The following is a 15,189-nucleotide window of genomic DNA, read 5'->3' on the forward strand; positions in this document are numbered from 1 at the left end:
GACGCAGGCGTCGCCCTGCCGCTGCGCACGGGTCAGCGCGCGCGGGTCGAACCTCGGCTCGTCCGTCGGTCCCATGTCACCTCCCCGGTGTTCATCCGGCTACTTCCCGTGTTCTTTTATAGGTCGAGACCGGTGTGCTCTACCTCAGGGGGTGTCCAAGGGCTGGCAAAGGCCGGGAACGGGGATCACCCGGAACCGCGTGTCGGTCCGCCGCCCGGAGTCCCCCGGCGCTCTCGCGGCGGAGCGCGAAACTCTCTTTGCTCTCCGTTGGAGGACGGGTGCGTACAAATGAGACATGCGCGCCGGGAACGCCGTACACCGCGTGCGGCCCGGCGGGCCGCGCTCCTCCCGTGCCCGCGTCACCCTGGTCGCGACGCTGGTGGTCGGCGCGCTGCTGGGGGCGGCCCTGGTGGCCACCGCCGTGGCCCTGCGCGCCGCGACCGAGGGCCACTTCACCGAGACGGCCGCGCGCGTCGCCCGGCACGTGGCGGTGTCGGCCTCCAAGGGCAGGCTGCCCGACCCCCTGCCCGCCGACGACGGGGTGCTGCTGATCCAGGTGGTGTCCGACCCGGGCGGCGAGGTGGTGGCGGCCACCGCCCCGTTGCGGGGCAAGGCGCCGATCTCCCGGCTGCGCTCCGGCGACGAGGACAACCGGGTCGACAGCCGCGTGTGCCGGGACGACGACGTGCTGTCCGGCTGCGCGATCATCGTCGGGTTCGAGGTCGTCACCGAGACCTACGGGGACGTGACCGTCTACGCCGCGGTGCCCGAGCCGTGGCTGCTGAGCAGCGGCCTGCTGCCGGGCGCGCTGGCCGCGCTGGGCTCGGTGCTGCTGGCGCTGGTGGCGTGGGGGATCTGGCGGACGGTGGGCCGCACGCTGGCGCCGGTCGCCCGGATCGAGGCGGAGATGGCCGACATCACCGCCTCCGACCTGGCCCGCCGCGTCCCGGTGCCCGACACCGGCGACGAGATCGAACGCCTCGCCCGCACCATCAACGCGACCCTGGACCGGCTGGAGCGCTCGGTCGACCAGCAGCGCGGCTTCGTCGCCGACGCCTCGCACGAGCTGCGCACCCCCATCACCGGGCTGCGCACCCGGCTGGAACTGGCCCTGGACGACCCCGAGGACGGCGACCTGCTGGAGACGGTGCGGTACGCGCTGAGCGACACCGACCGGCTGCACCGCGTCGTGGAGGACCTGCTGGCGCTGGCCCGGCTGGACTCCGGCGTGGAGCCGGGGCGCGTCCCGCTGGACCTGGCCGAGCTGGTGGAGGGCGAGCTGGCGCGCCGCGAGCCGCGCGTTCCGGTGCGCACCGACCTGGAGCCCGGCGTGCGGGTGGTCGGCAACCGGCTCCAGCTGGCGCGGGCCCTGGTGAACCTGCTGACCAACGCCGACCGGCACGCGGGCGCCAAGGTCGGGGTGACCGTGCGCGCCGACCGGGTGGCGGGCGAGGCGGTGCTGGAGGTCCGCGACGACGGTCCCGGCGTCCCCGACGGCGACCGGGAGCGGATCTTCGAGCGCTTCACCCGGCTGGACGCCGCGCGCAGCCGCGACGCGGGGGGTTCGGGGCTGGGCCTGCCGATCGCCCGGGAGATCGTCGCCCGGCACGGCGGGCTGCTGTACGTCGCCGCGGGCGACCAGCCCGGCGCCCGCTTCGTGCTGCGCCTCCCGCTGGAACCCGACCCCCCGCAGGACCGTTAGGCCGTGTCGTCGGAGTTCATGGCCACATCAGCACGGCGGTCCTGCCACAGCGGGTGGCGCCCCCGGAACCGGACGCCCTCGCTTTCAGCCTTCACCGCGGGCCGAGGAGCCCGAAGCCGCCGCCGAGGTGGACGGGCAGAAGACGGCCTCCACGGCCTTGTTCACGTCGAGCGCCACGGCGCTGGGCTTGACGCTCAGGGTGAACGACATCGCGAGCTGGCGACGGCCGTCTGCCGAGTAGGAGGTCAGCGCGAGGGAGCCGGGGGCCGACCCGCCGGTGATGTAGAAATCGTCGCTGCAACCGCCGCGGCCGCCGCTCTGGGGCCGCGAAGCACCGGGCAGCCGGTCGGTCAGGACCCGCTGGAGCTCCGGCGGCAGCAGCTTGCCCTGGGTGAACGCCCGGTTGAAGGCGCTCACGTCGTGCGCGGTGGAGACCACCCCTCCGGCCGCCCCGGTGTAGCTGGCGTTGAACCGGTCCACGTCGCGCGGCCTGCCGTCGGCGCCGGGGTAGTAGCCGTGGCCGTGCGGCCCCTTGACGCCCTCCGGCGGCTTGACCATGAGGTAGGACTTGGTCATCCCCAGCGGGCCGAACAGGCGCCTGCGCAGCTCGGTGGCCAGGTCATGACCGGTCGACCTCTCGATGACCATGCCGAGGAGGGTGTAGTTGGTGTTGGAGTAGGACCACCTCTCGCCCGGCTCCCCGGTCCGGGGGCGGCCGCGGCTCCACCCCACCAGGTCCAGCGGCCGGTGGTGGGTCGTGAAGTCGAACACGTCGAACGAGGGGTCGTCTCCCTCGCTCCCGTCCGGTTTCGGCTTGCCGGCGTACCAGTCGGGGATGCCGGAGGTGTGCCGGAGCATCTGCCGCACCGTGATCTCGTCGGCCCGCTCCACCAGATCCCGCGAAGCCACCTCCGGCAGGACCTCGCCGAGCTTGTCGTCCACGCCCAGCCTGCCCTCCTCGACCAGTTGCAGCACCACGGTGGCCACCATCTGCTTGGTCTGCGACCAGATCCGGAAGCGGGCGTTCGCGGGGATCCTCCCGCCCTGCCCGTCCAGCAGCCGGGAGCCCGCGCTCCCCAGCCCGACGGGGCGGCCGTCGAGGTACGCCCCGCCGACGACCCCCACGACCCCAGGGGTCCCGGCCAGCTCCTCCATCGCCCTCTGCACGTTCCCGACCTGCTCCGGGGCGGCGGTGGCAGGCCCGGCCTGGGCCATCGCCAGCATGGCGGCGCCGGCGGCCAGACCGGCCCTCCGCAGCGGCGGACGAACGTTCCCGTATGCCACGACGTGCTCCTTCTCGTGATCACTTTCCGGATCCGGGGCGCCCTGCCCCGGCACGGACCGCTGTGGGCCCATGCCTCCACAGAAGACGAAGTGCTGTCGCGGTGGCGTATGCGTTTTTCGATACGCCCGCGATACCCCCGGTCCTCGGCCTCAGGAACCTGGCGCACGCGGGCGGGGAGACGGTCCCGGGCACCGCGGGGGAGGGGCGGTCACAGAACCCGTCGCTGGTGGAGCCGACGGACCGCGGGCCGCCTTCTGCGAACCCTTGGCCATGGTCGCCGCGTTCGAGGTGACCAGCCCGAACTCCCCGAACGCTGCTACGCCGCCCGCGATGCTCCGGGAAGCCGGATCGTGACGATGAGGCCGCCGGTGGGGCGGGGCGTGAGGTCGAGGGTCCCGTCGTGGGCGCGGACGATGCTGTGCACGATGGCCAGACCGAGGCCGACGCCGGCGTGTGCGTCGGTGTGCGTGCGCTGGGTTCCGCGTTGGAAGGGTTCGGTGAGGGTCGGCACCAGTTCCGGCGGGAGCCGATGGCCGGTGTTCTCGACCTGTAGCACGCTGACGTCGTGCCGCGCCTCGGTGTGGACCGTCACGGTGCCTCCCGTGGGGAGGTTGTGGACGATGGCGTTCTGGACCAGGTTGGTCACCACCTGCAACAGGAGCGCCGCCGAGCCGGCGGTCGATGCAGGCCGGCCGGTGACGTCCAGCGTGACCCGGCGCTGTTCGGCCAAGGGGAGCAGCGTCTCGACGGCCTCCTCGGCGAGGAGGGACAGGTCGACGCTCTCGCGGGTGAAGCTTCCGCGGTCGGCGCGGCTGAGCAGCAGCAGGGCCTCGGTGAGGCCGATCGCCCGCGTGTTGACGGTGTGGAGGCGTTCGACGAGTTCGTCCTGGTCCCGCGCGGGGTCGTTGCGGGCCACATCCAGGAGCGCCTGCGAGATCGCCAGCGGGGTGCGCAGCTCGTGGGAGGCGTTGGCGGCGAACCGCTGCTGCTCGGCGACATGGGATTCGAGTTGTTCGAGCATGGCGTCGAACACGTCGGAGAGCTCGCGGAACTCGTCCCTGGGGCCGTCCAGGCGGATCCGGTGGGACAGCGATCCGCCCGCGGCCGTCCGCGCCGCGTCCGCGATCCGGGTGAGGGGGGCGAGCATCCGTCCGGCGAGGATCCACCCTCCCAGCAGGCCGAACACCAGCAGGAACGCCAGCACCACGGCCGCCGCCGGGACGAAGGCGGCCGGGCCGCGGTTGGTCGGGTCGAAGGCGCGCGGGAGTTCGGAGAGGCGGGGAACGAGAGTGCGGGCGGGCGCGTCCCGCAGGAGGAACACCCACGCGGCGGCGAGCAGCAGGGCACCCGCGAGCATGAGGAAGCCGGCGTAGCTGAGGGTGAGTTTGAGGCGAACGCTCAACCCGGGGGTCCTATCCACGGTCTCCTCCCCCGGACCCGGTGCCCGGTCGAGTGTCGATCCGGTCGGCGGCGATCGCCTCCGGCCGCAGACCGTCACGCACGGCTTCGGCCGGATACGGCTCGTCCCCCACGATCAGCACGCGCATACCCGAACCCTAAGCAGCACGACATATCGTCGACGTATGCAACCGTGGCCCGCGGCCTCGGGCCCGCAGGCCAGGTAGCGCGCTCGCGTGCGTGGCCACAGGTGCTCAGGACACCGAAGCCCGCGCGTACAGGTCGCGCACGGCCTTCCCGAACGGTGGCCCGTACAGCGTGCCGGGGTCGTCGCTGAACCGGAAGCTGCTGACCGACACGACCGTTCCGGCCCCGGTCCCCCGGTCGAGGCCGGTCAGCCACGGCCCGCCGCTGACCCCGCGGGGCAGCCCGCAGCGCAGGCCCCGGCCGGCGGTGAGGCCGCGCCGGTCGGGGACGGGCCGCCCGGAGCAGTAGGCGAGCCGTTCGCCGTCGAAGCGCCCCGCCGCCGGGTAGCCGAACACGTGGGTGGGGCGCCCGCCCGGCCCGCCGAACGCCAGCCGCTGCGCCCCCGCCACGTCGGCGACGTGCCGCCCGCCCGCCGTGGCCAGCGCGACGAACGCCACGTCGTGGTCGCCGTCGCCGTCGCGGGCCCAGGCGTCGGGGACGAACATGCGGCGCGCGGTGAACCCGCCGTGGGGACCGGCGCCGTCCCGGTACCCCGGAACGAAGATCCAGTTGTCGGCCCAGCCGCCCCCGGCCGGGCGCACGCAGTGCGCGGCGGTGACCACCAGGTCGCGGTTGACGGCGCGCACCACGGCGGCCGAGCAGACCTGCTCGCGGCCCGCCCAGGTGGCGAAGACCCTGCCGGTGCTCCGGGCGACCGGCCCGCCGCGCGTCCAGGGCGCCCCCGCGCTCTCGTCGCGGCGCTCCGCCTCGGGAGGGGCGGCGGCGCGCATGCGGCGGGGCGTCCAGTACGCGCGGGCCCGCCGGTCCAGGTCCGGGGCCACCCGGTGGACGGCGGGAACGGCGGCGGGGCCGGCGTCCGAGGCGGACGCCGGCCCCGCGGGGACCGCCACGCTCAGGGCGGCCGCGGTCACGGCGGCCAGGGCGGGCGCGGCGGGGATGCGGAACGGGCGCGGGTCCATGCCCCGCAGTGTCCGTCACCCGCCGCGCCGAGCCGTGGCATGTGGAGAAACGGTTAGGAGTTCTGTGCCTGGTTGTAGACGTTCTGGGCGTCGGTGCCGAAGTACGGGCCGAACATGTAGGCGTTCAGGAACGGCAGGTTGTACTTGAAGCTGTTGACCGAGTTCTGGACGCCCGTGCCGGTGCCCTCGTTGAAGTTGAGGAACCAGGGGCCGCCGCTGGAGCCGCCGGTCATGTTGCAGCGCAGCCCCATCGCCTGGCTGCCGAGGAAGTCGTTGATGGTCCGGCCGCTGCAGTAGATCAGCCTGGAGCCGTCGTAGGGCGCGGCGGCCGGGTAGCCGAACGCGTACATGTTCTGCCCGCGCGGCTGGTTGAACGCGATGCCCTGCGCGCCGACCACGTCGGTGAGGCGCTGCCCGTTCAGCGGGTTCACCACGGCCGCGCCGACGTCGTAGTTGATGTCCTCGGTGGCGGTCCACTGCGGCGTGGCCAGGGTCCGGGCGGCGGTCCAGGTGCCGTGGGGGCGGTTGCCGTTGTCGTAGCCGGGGACGAACACCCAGTTGGTGTGCCAGGAGCCCTCCAGCTTCACGCAGTGCCCGGCGGTCATGACGGTGCTCTTGTTGGCGCTGGTGACCGCGTCGCCGGAGCAGGACGCGGTGCGCCCCTGGTAGGTGAAGAACACCCGTCCGGCGGTCGTGACGACCCTGCCGCCGCCGGTCCACTGGCTGCCGCCGTTGGGGATCGAGCGGACCGACACGGGCGGGACGACCTTCGCGAGGCCGCGCCGCACTTCCGAGCGGGTGACGTTCCGGGGCTTGAACAGCTTCTCCATCGGGGTGGCCGACCGCATCCGCTCGGCCGTCCAGAACCTCAGGACGCGGCGCTGCTCGGCGGCGTCGGTGGCCTGCGCGCGGGCCGAGGGGGTGGGGGAGGGGGCGGGGGCGGCGTGGGCGGGGGCGGTGAACAGCGGGGCCGCGAGGGCGGCGCCGCCCAGGACCGCCAGGGCCAGCGTGCGGGTGGGGCGTGCCAGAGAGCGTGTCATGTGGTCTCCGCGAGGTCGAGGGGGAGACGGTCTGCGGGAGGCGCCCGCGAGCGGAACTTACGTTCGGTAGTGATGTCACGACTAGTGGCACATTTGGACAAACAGGGTCATACGGTTGCACACCTTTCCGTATTCGCCCATGTGACCGCCCGGTACGGCCGGGGCCGCGGAATGGCCGACAATGGAAGGCGTGACTTCCTCCAGCGCCAGCAGCACGCCCCCCGCCGCGGTTCCGGGCCCGGGGCCCCGGGACGTGGTCGTCCTCGGCTCCACCGGCTCGATCGGCACCCAGGCCCTCGACGTGATCCGCCGCAACCCCGGCCGGTTCCGGGTGACCGGGCTGGCCGCCGGGGGAGCCCGGGTGGACCTGCTGGCGCGGCAGGCGCTGGAGTTCCGCCCCGAGGTCGTCGCGGTCGCCCGGGCGTCGGTGGCGCAGGACCTCCAGCTCGCCTTCTACGCCGAGGCGCAGCGGCGCGGCTACGCGGCCGGCGAGTACGCCATCCCCAAGATCGTCGCCGGGCCGGAGGCGGTCGCCGAGGTCGCCGCCTGGCCGTGCGACGTGGTGCTCAACGGCGTCACCGGCGCGCTCGGCCTGTCCTCCACGCTGGCCGCCCTGGACGCGGGCCGCACCCTGGCGCTGGCCAACAAGGAGTCCCTGATCGTCGGCGGCCCGCTGGTGAAGGAGCGCGCCCGCCCCGGCCAGATCGTCCCGGTCGACTCCGAGCACTCGGCGCTGGCGCAGTGCCTGCGCGGCGGCCGGCCCGAGGAGGTCCGGCGGCTGGTGCTGACCGCCAGCGGCGGCCCGTTCCGCGGCCGGACCCGCGCCGAGCTGGAGGGCGTCACCCCCGAGCAGGCCATGGACCACCCGACCTGGGACATGGGCCCGGTCATCACGATCAACTCGGCCACCCTGGTCAACAAGGGCCTGGAGGTGATCGAGGCGCACCTGCTGTTCGACGTGCCGATGGACCGGATCGAGGTGATGGTCCACCCGCAGTCGGTGGTCCACTCGATGGTCGAGTTCGTCGACGGCTCCACCCTCGCCCAGGCCAGCCCGCCCGACATGCGGCTGCCGATCGCCCTGGGGATGGAGTGGCCCGACCGGGTGCCGGACGCCGCGCCCGGCGTGGACTGGACCCGGGCGCACACCTGGGAGTTCTTCCCGCTGGACGACGAGGCGTTCCCGGCGGTGGCGCTCGCCCGCGGGGTCGGCGACCTCGGCGGCACGTTCCCGGCGGTCTACAACGCCGCCAACGAGGAGTGCGTCGAGGCGTTCCGCGAAGGACGCCTGCCCTTCCCGGGGATAGTCGACACGATCGCGCGGGTAGTGGAGGAGCACGGCGACGGAACTCCGGGCACGCCCACGCTCGACGACGTCCTCGCGGCCGACGGCTGGGCCCGGGTCCGCGCCCGGGAACTGACCGCTACCGACTGACCGGGGGCCCGGCCCCCGTCGCACGAGGGGGCCGCGGGTGGCCTTTCTGCTCGGCGCGCTCGCGTTCGTCGCCGCCCTGCTGGTCTCGGTGATGCTGCACGAGGCCGGGCACCTGCTGACCGCCCAGCGGTTCGGCATGAAGGCCAGCCAGTTCTTCGTGGGGTTCGGTCCCACGCTGTGGTCGCGGCGGCGCGGCGAGACCGAGTACGGCGTCAAGGCGATCCCGCTCGGCGGTTTCGTCCGGATCGTCGGCTACACGCCGCTGGAGGAGGTCGCGCCCGCCGACCGCGACCGCGCGTTCCACCGGCAGCCCGCCGGGAGGCGCGCGATCGTGATCGCCGGGGGCGTCGTCGCCAACTTCCTGGTGGCGTTCCTGCTGCTCGTGATGGTCGCGATGGCGCTCGGGCTGAAGGTGGAGGGCACCCCGACCACCACCGTGCGGACCGTCAGCGAGTGCGTTCCCGCCGGGCCCGGCGCCGGCTGCGGCGCGGACGCCCCCCGGTCGCCCGCCGCGGCGGCCGGGCTGCGGGCGGGGGACCGGGTGGTGACGTTCGGCGGCGTCCCCGTCCGCGACTGGGACGAGCTGCGCCGCGCCATCGAAGGGACCGCGCCCGGCCGGGCCGTCCCCGTCGTTGTGGAGCGCGGCGGGACGCGGGTCGCCCTCCAGGTCCGCACGGCCGCGTCCGGCGACGGCAGGACCTTCTTCGGCATGTCCCCGCGCGTCGTCGGCGAACGCTACGAACGCGCCGGCCCGGTCGAGGCCGCCGCGTTCGCGGGCCGCACCGTCGGCGCCATGCTCGGCGGCGTCGCCACCGCGCTGCGGGACCTGCCCGCCGCGCTGCCGAGGCTGTTCTCGCCGGACCGGGGCAGCATCCCCGGCGGGCAGGTCGGCAGCGTCGTCGGCGCGACCGACGTCACCGGGCAGATCTTCTCCTCCGACCAGTCCTTCCGCGACAAGCTGTCGGGGTATCTGGCGATGGTCGTGATGGTGAACGTCTTCCTGGGCGCGCTCAACGTCCTGCCTCTGCTGCCGCTCGACGGCGGGCACCTGGCGGTCCTGGTCTACGAACGCGCCCGCGCCCGGATCGCCCTCGCGCGCGGCCGGCCCGATCCCGGGAACGTGGACATGACCAGGCTCATGCCCGTCACCTACGTCGCCACCCTGCTGCTGGTCGGCCTCGGCCTGCTGCTGATCCTCGCCGACGTGCTCAACCCGTTGCGTATCCCACGGTGACGATGCGACTACTTTCGGTCGCGGAACAGTCACCATACATCCACACCGTCGGCGCCATCCCATTCCCCTTCACCACATAAGGTTGTGGGGGGCGTAGCAAAGGGAGAGGCATGAGCGTTTCACTGGGAATTCCGACGGTCCGCGGCGCGGGTCAGGGGCAGGGGGCTCCCCGTCCGGTGGCGGAGCGCCGCAAGTCCCGGCAGATCATGGTCGGCGCTGTTCCGGTCGGGGGCGACGCCCCGATCTCGGTGCAGTCCATGACCACCACGCTGACCGCCGACGTCAACAGCACCCTGCAGCAGATCGCCGAGCTGAACGCCGCGGGCTGCCAGATCGTGCGGGTGGCCTGCCCCTCGCAGGACGACGCCGACGCGCTGCCCGCGATCGCCCGCAAGTCGCCGATCCCGGTGATCGCCGACATCCACTTCCAGCCCAAGTACGTCTTCGCCGCGATCGACGCGGGCTGCGCGGCGGTGCGGGTCAACCCCGGCAACATCAAGAGGTTCGACGACAAGGTCGGCGAGATCGCCCGTGCGGCCAAGGACGCGGGCGTGCCGATCCGCATCGGCGTCAACGCCGGGTCCCTGGACAAGCGGCTGCTGGAGAAGTACGGCAAGGCCACCCCCGAGGCGCTGGTGGAGTCGGCGCTGTGGGAGTGCTCGCTGTTCGAGGAGCACGACTTCCGCGACATCAAGATCTCGGTCAAGCACAACGACCCGGTCGTGATGATCGAGGCGTACCGGCAGCTGGCCGCGCGGTGCGACTACCCGCTGCACCTCGGCGTGACCGAGGCCGGCCCGGCGTTCCAGGGCACCATCAAGTCGGCGGTGGCGTTCGGCGCGCTGCTGAGCCAGGGCATCGGCGACACCATCCGGGTGTCGCTGTCGGCCCCTCCGGTGGAGGAGGTCAAGGTCGGCAACCAGATCCTGGAGTCGCTCGGCCTGCGCGAGCGCGGCCTGGAGATCGTGTCGTGCCCCTCCTGCGGTCGCGCGCAGGTCGATGTCTACACCCTGGCCGAGGAGGTCACCGCCGGGCTGAAGGACTTCCCGGTGCCGCTGCGGGTGGCCGTGATGGGCTGCGTCGTCAACGGTCCCGGCGAGGCCCGCGAGGCCGACCTGGGCGTGGCGTCGGGCAACGGCAAGGGCCAGATCTTCGTCAAGGGCGAGGTCATCAAGACCGTCCCCGAGTCGCAGATCGTCGAGACCCTGATCGAGGAGGCGATGCGGATCGCCGAGGAGATGGGCGTGGAGATCGACGAGGACGGCGCGGCGGACGGACCCGGCGTGCAGGTCACCGTGAAGTGACCTGACCCTCGCCGCCAAGGCCCCCGGAGGACCCCTCCGGGGGCCTTCGCATCGCCGGGCCCCGGGACGCGCGCGGCGCGCGCTCCGGGGCCCGGGCGCGTTCCGGGGAAGGCCCGCGTGGGCGATACGCACGGGTGGAACGTGAAGTTCCCACCGATAGATCACGATCGTGTATCCGTCCCGATCACCCCCTGCCGCAAATTCCTCCACAACCGCAACAATCGCCACTTAACCCACGTAATGGCGATGCACCGGCGAACGTCCCGTTCCGTGATCCGGGCGTGGACCCGCCGGTCCAAGGGGGTCAAGTGAAGAAGATCGTTCTCGTCACGGCCGCGGCGGCCGTGGCGGTGTCCGGCGGGACGGCCGTGGCCGCCGCCGCGACGACCGGCGGCCGCGCCGCGAGCGCGGTGTCGGCCGTGACCGGAGTCAAGTGGGGCGAGTGCGCCGGCAGCCTGAAGGGCCAGGCCGAGTGCGCCCAGGTCCAGGTGCCGCTGGACCACCGCAAGCCGAACGGCCGCAAGATCTCGATCGCGGTGTCGCGGGTCAAGGCCACCGACCGCAAGAACTACCAGGGCGTCCTGCTGGTCAACCCGGGCGGTCCCGGCGGCAGCGGCCTGGCGTACTCGGCCGGGCTCAAGCGCTGGCTGACCGGCGTCGGCCACGGGGCCGTCGCCGCCAAGTACGACATCATCGGCTTCGACCCGCGCGGCGTCGGCTCCAGCAAGCCCGCGCTGAGCTGCGACCCGAACTTCCAGAACCCGATCCGCCCGGACTACGTCCCCTCCTCGCGCAAGGAGGAGGAGGCGTGGAAGGCCAAGTCCCGCGCCTACGCGCGCGCCTGCGCCCAGAAGTTCGGCTGGCTGCTGCCGCACATGCGGACCACCGACGTCGCCCGTGACGTCGACGCGATCCGCGCCGCCCTCGGCCAGAAGAAGATCAACTACTACGGCTTCTCCTACGGCACCTACCTCGGCGCGACCTACGCCACGCTGTTCCCGCAGCGCGTGCGCCGCATGGTCTGGGACGGCAACGTCAACCCCAAGACCGTCTGGTACGACGCCCAGCTGGAGCAGGACAAGGCGTTCGAGCGCAACATCAAGCTGTGGTTCGCCTGGGTCGCCAAGTACGACTCGCTCTACAAGCTCGGCAAGACGGGCAAGGCCGTGGAGGCGAAGTACTACGCCCTGCGCGCGGCGGCGAAGAAGAGCCCGATCGGCGGCAAGATCGGCCCGTCCGAGCTCGACGACATCGTGCTGAACGCCGGGTACAACACCGGCTACTACATCCCGTTCGCCCAGGCGCTGTCGGCGTGGGCGAACAAGAAGGACCCCGCGGCGCTGCTGGAGTTCCTCAACCCCGGCGGTGACGACAACGGCTTCGCCGTCTACAACGCGGTCCAGGCCGCCGACGCCCGCTGGCCGCGGAACTGGAAGGTCTGGCACAACGACGCGGTCAAGCTCTACAAGCAGGGCTACCGCTTCAACACCTGGTCCAACGTCTGGTTCAACGCCCCGGTCGCGTACTGGCCGTTCCAGGGCGGCCCGGCGCTGAAGCTGGGCGCCAAGAAGCTGCCCGGGCTGCTGCTGGTGCAGTCCACGCTGGACGCCGCGACCCCGGTCGCGGGCGGCTACGAGATGCACAAGACGTTCCCGTCGTCGCGTCTGGTCGCCGAGCTGGGCGGCAAGACCCACTCCAACACCCTCAACGGCAACAAGTGCCTCGACGACAAGGTGGCCGCCTACCTCGACAGCGGGAGGCTGCCCGCGGGCCGTCGTGGCGCGGACGCCCTGTGCAAGGCGGTTCCGGCCCTGAACGACCCGAACCCGACGGCGGTCAAGTCCGCCTCGGCGAAGGCCGGCAAGGACCTCCCGGTCGGCCGCCCGTAGCGCGCCGACCTCCGGTGACGGCCGCGGCCCCGGTTCCGGGACCGCGGCCGTTCGCCGGTAATGGGCGGGAAACGCGGGACTCGTGCGTTCCGGCGCCACGCCGGGGCGCGCCGGTAGAACACCGGAGTGTCGAACGCCCCAGCAAAGAGCCTCATGGCGGCCGCCGTCGCCGCGGTGACCCTCGGGTACCTCGCCGTCCCGACGCACGCCGCCGTCCCCGCCGCCCCGCCCGTGGCCCCGCCCGCGACCCCGTCCGCGGCGCTGCCGGCGGCCCCGTCCGCCGTCCAGGCCGCCCCCAGGGTCAGGTGGAAGCCCTGCCCCAAGAAGGACCCCGTGGAGAAGGGCGTCCTCGCCGGGCTGGAGTGCGGGACCCTGCGCGTCCCCCTCGACCACGCCGCCCCCTCCGGAAAGAAGATCACCCTCGCGCTCACCCGCGCCCGGGCCACCGACCGCAAGCGCTACAAGGGCGTCGTGCTGCTCAACCGCGGCGGACCCGGCGCGCACGGCCGCGACCTGCCGCGGCTGTTCCGGGCCGGGCTGCCGCGGCAGGTCGCCGCCGCCTACGACTGGATCGGCTACGACCCGCGCGGCGTCGGCGCCAGCAGGCCCGCCATCGTCTGCGACCGGACCTACCAGGACCCGGGACGGCCCCGGCCCGACACCGTGCCGGCCGACGAGGGAGCGGAGGCCGCCTGGACCGAGCGGGCCCGGAGGTTCGCCGCCGACTGCGCCGCCCGGCACCGGTCCCTGCTGCCGCACATGGGCACCGCCGCCTGGGCGCGGGACCTGGAGGCGATCCGGATCGCGCTCCGCCAGAAGAAGATCAACTACTTCGGGTACTCCTACGGCAGCTACCTCGGCGCGGTGTACGCCGCGATGTACCCCCGCCGGGTCGGCAGGATGGTCCTGGACAGCGTCGTGCGGCCGAGCGGCGTCTGGTACGACAACAACCTCGACCAGAACGTGGCGTTCGAGAAGCGCATCCAGGCGTTCTTCGAGTGGATCGCCCGCCACCACGCGACCTACCGGCTCGGCGAGACCCGCCGGGAGGTCGCCGCCTCCTACACCAGGGCCCGCCGGGCCCTCGCCGACCAGCCGGTCAACGACCGGATCGGCCCGGTCGAGCTGGACGACCTGTTCCTGGCCGACGGGTACGGCGACCACACCTGGGCCGCCCACGCCCGCGCCCTGTCGGCCTACCTGGTCGAGAACGACCCGCGCCCGCTCGCCGCGGCGTGGCGGCCGCCGACGTGGCTGGACCACAACAACTACGCCGTCTACACCGCCGTGGAGTGCCGCGACGCCGCCTGGCCGCGCGACTGGAACCGCTGGCACGCCGACAACTGGCGGCTCCACCGCTCCGGGTACCGCTTCGAGACCTGGGGCAACGCCTGGTACAACGCCCCCTGCGCGTTCTGGGCCGTGCCGGGCGGACCGCCGCCGCGCGTCCGGGGGCGCGCCGGCCTGCCGCCGATCCTGCTGGTGCAGGGCACCGAGGACGCCGCCACCCCCTACGCCGGGGCGGTCGAGACGCACCGGCTGCTGCCCGGCTCCCGGCTGCTGGAGCAGCGGGGCGGGGGCAACCACGGCGTCGCGCTGAGCGGCGACCGGTGCGTGGACGAGGCGGTCGCCGACTACCTGGCGGGGCGGCGGCTGCCCCGCGACCGGCCGGGCGCCGACATGGTCTGCACCGCTCCGCCGCCGCCCGGTCCGGGCGTGGGGCACCGCGGGGCACCCGATGGTGACCGGCGGGTAATGGAGCCGGTGAACGCCACCGGATCGCGGACGACATAGGCTTATGGGTGTGGTGCTGACTGTCGTGGCGTCCGGCCGGGCCCGACCCGCCTCCGGAGGCCGGTAGAGATGCGGATGCTCGGGTCGTCGCTGCCGGTGCGGGTCCTGGACGACCGGCACCGCGAGGAGGTCCTCGCCATCCTCGACTCCGACCCGGTCACCAACGTCTTCGTGTCCTCCCGCGTGCACGCCGCCGGGCTCGACCCCCGGCGGCTCGGCGCCCAGATGTGGGGCTACCAGCGCGACGGGCGGCTGACCGCGCTGTGCTACTCGGGGGCCAACCTGATCCCGGTCAACGCCGGGTCCGACGCGGTGCGCGCGTTCGCCGAGCGCGCCCAGGCGCAGGGCCGCCGCTGCTCCTCGATCGTCGGCCCGGTCGACGCGGTCGGCGAGCTGTGGGACTTCCTGGCCCCCTACTGGGGGCCGCCGCGCGCGATCCGCTCGGCGCAGCCGGTGATGGCGACCACCATGCCGCCGCTGGAGCCGCCGGACCCGGACGTGCGGCGGGTCACGATGGCGGAGTTCGACCTGCTGTACCCGGCGTGCGTGGCGATGTTCACCGAGGAGGTCGGGGTGTCGCCGAACGCCGGGGACGGCGGCACGCTGTACCGGGCCCGCGTCGCCGAGCTGATCCGGGCGGGCCGCGCGTTCGCCCGGATCGAGGACGGGCGGGTCATGTTCAAGGCCGAGGTCGGCGCGGTCACCCCGCACGCCTGCCAGGTGCAGGGCGTGTGGGTGCCGCCCGACCTGCGCGGCAAGGGCCTGTCGGTGACGGGCATGGCGGCGCTGGTCGCCGAGTCGCTGCGGTCGATCGCGCCGACGGTGTCGCTGTACGTCAACGACTTCAACGTCCGGGCCCGCGCGACCTACCGGCGCGTCGGTTTCGTGGAGACCGGCGCGTTCATGTCCGTCCTCTTCTGATCTGTAGCGGTCTGTTGAGAT

General features: G+C 73.3%; 11 protein-coding genes and 1 pseudogene. 7 read left to right on the plus strand and 5 right to left on the minus strand.

Annotation, left to right across the window (positions count from 1 at the left end; translation table 11 throughout):
• Window positions 1-295 precede the first annotated feature (295 nt).
• Complete coding sequence (locus HNR61_RS05205; RefSeq protein ID WP_182841871.1) at window positions 296-1,702, plus strand: sensor histidine kinase; 1,407 nt, start codon at window positions 296-298, stop codon at window positions 1,700-1,702.
• 84 nt (window positions 1,703-1,786) lie between these two features.
• On the opposite strand, the gene HNR61_RS05210 is transcribed toward HNR61_RS05205, so the two are convergent.
• From HNR61_RS05210 to HNR61_RS05230, 5 genes and pseudogenes are all read right to left on the minus strand, one after another.
• Window positions 1,787-2,986: a serine hydrolase domain-containing protein gene (locus HNR61_RS05210; RefSeq protein ID WP_182841872.1), complete on the minus strand. Its 1,200-nt coding sequence runs from the start codon at window positions 2,984-2,986 to the stop codon at window positions 1,787-1,789.
• A 317-nt stretch (window positions 2,987-3,303) separates the two neighbouring features.
• Window positions 3,304-4,389: a sensor histidine kinase gene (locus tag HNR61_RS05215; RefSeq protein ID WP_246442249.1), complete on the minus strand. Its 1,086-nt coding sequence runs from the start codon at window positions 4,387-4,389 to the stop codon at window positions 3,304-3,306.
• A 61-nt stretch (window positions 4,390-4,450) separates the two neighbouring features.
• Window positions 4,451-4,534 (minus strand): annotated as a pseudogene (locus tag HNR61_RS49830) (response regulator transcription factor); the annotation flags it as partial.
• Window positions 4,535-4,639: 105 nt separating this feature from the next.
• Entirely contained in the window at window positions 4,640-5,551 is a 912-nt protein-coding gene (locus HNR61_RS05225) for a trypsin-like serine peptidase (protein ID WP_182841874.1), read from the minus strand.
• Window positions 5,552-5,604: 53 nt separating this feature from the next.
• Window positions 5,605-6,591, minus strand: a complete 987-nt coding sequence (locus tag HNR61_RS05230) for a trypsin-like serine peptidase (RefSeq protein ID WP_182841875.1) — start codon at window positions 6,589-6,591, stop codon at window positions 5,605-5,607.
• A 190-nt stretch (window positions 6,592-6,781) separates the two neighbouring features.
• Here HNR61_RS05230 and dxr point away from each other — a divergent pair, with 190 nt between their 5' ends.
• The 6 genes from dxr (at window position 6,782) to HNR61_RS05260 (ending at window position 15,168) form a co-directional block, all read left to right on the plus strand.
• The gene (dxr, locus tag HNR61_RS05235) at window positions 6,782-8,026 is read left to right on the plus strand and encodes a 1-deoxy-D-xylulose-5-phosphate reductoisomerase (protein WP_312897775.1); all 1,245 of its coding nucleotides are present in this window, start codon (window positions 6,782-6,784) and stop codon (window positions 8,024-8,026) included.
• Between the two features lie 37 nt (window positions 8,027-8,063).
• Window positions 8,064-9,260, plus strand: a complete 1,197-nt coding sequence (locus HNR61_RS05240) for a M50 family metallopeptidase (protein ID WP_182841877.1) — start codon at window positions 8,064-8,066, stop codon at window positions 9,258-9,260.
• Between the two features lie 110 nt (window positions 9,261-9,370).
• Window positions 9,371-10,564, plus strand: coding sequence for a flavodoxin-dependent (E)-4-hydroxy-3-methylbut-2-enyl-diphosphate synthase (ispG, locus tag HNR61_RS05245; RefSeq protein ID WP_182841878.1), 1,194 nt, complete (start codon window positions 9,371-9,373; stop codon window positions 10,562-10,564).
• Between the two features lie 308 nt (window positions 10,565-10,872).
• Window positions 10,873-12,453 carry an alpha/beta hydrolase gene (locus HNR61_RS05250; RefSeq protein WP_312897776.1) on the plus strand — a complete coding sequence of 527 codons (1,581 nt, stop codon included), beginning with the start codon at window positions 10,873-10,875 and terminating at the stop codon, window positions 12,451-12,453.
• A gap of 153 nt (window positions 12,454-12,606) precedes the next feature.
• On the plus strand, window positions 12,607-14,247 hold the full coding sequence (locus tag HNR61_RS05255) for an alpha/beta hydrolase (RefSeq protein WP_182841879.1): 1,641 nt from the start codon (window positions 12,607-12,609) through the stop codon (window positions 14,245-14,247).
• 75 nt (window positions 14,248-14,322) lie between these two features.
• Window positions 14,323-15,168 carry a GNAT family N-acetyltransferase gene (locus HNR61_RS05260; RefSeq protein ID WP_182842310.1) on the plus strand — a complete coding sequence of 282 codons (846 nt, stop codon included), beginning with the start codon at window positions 14,323-14,325 and terminating at the stop codon, window positions 15,166-15,168.
• Window positions 15,169-15,189 lie beyond the last annotated feature (21 nt).

This window comes from Actinomadura kijaniata, from assembly GCF_014138665.1.
Classification (GTDB): Bacteria; Actinomycetota; Actinomycetes; order Streptosporangiales; family Streptosporangiaceae; genus Spirillospora; species Spirillospora kijaniata.

Coding starts and splice junctions, on each gene's coding strand:
- ispG (WP_182841878.1), top strand. CDS start 9,371: ATGAGCGTTTCACTGGGAATTCCGACGGTCCGCGGCGCGGGTCAGGGG.
- HNR61_RS05255 (WP_182841879.1), top strand. CDS start 12,607: ATGGCGGCCGCCGTCGCCGCGGTGACCCTCGGGTACCTCGCCGTCCCG.
- HNR61_RS05225 (WP_182841874.1), bottom strand. CDS start 5,551: ATGGACCCGCGCCCGTTCCGCATCCCCGCCGCGCCCGCCCTGGCCGCC.
- HNR61_RS05230 (WP_182841875.1), bottom strand. CDS start 6,591: ATGACACGCTCTCTGGCACGCCCCACCCGCACGCTGGCCCTGGCGGTC.
- HNR61_RS05260 (WP_182842310.1), top strand. CDS start 14,323: ATGCTCGGGTCGTCGCTGCCGGTGCGGGTCCTGGACGACCGGCACCGC.
- HNR61_RS05205 (WP_182841871.1), top strand. CDS start 296: ATGCGCGCCGGGAACGCCGTACACCGCGTGCGGCCCGGCGGGCCGCGC.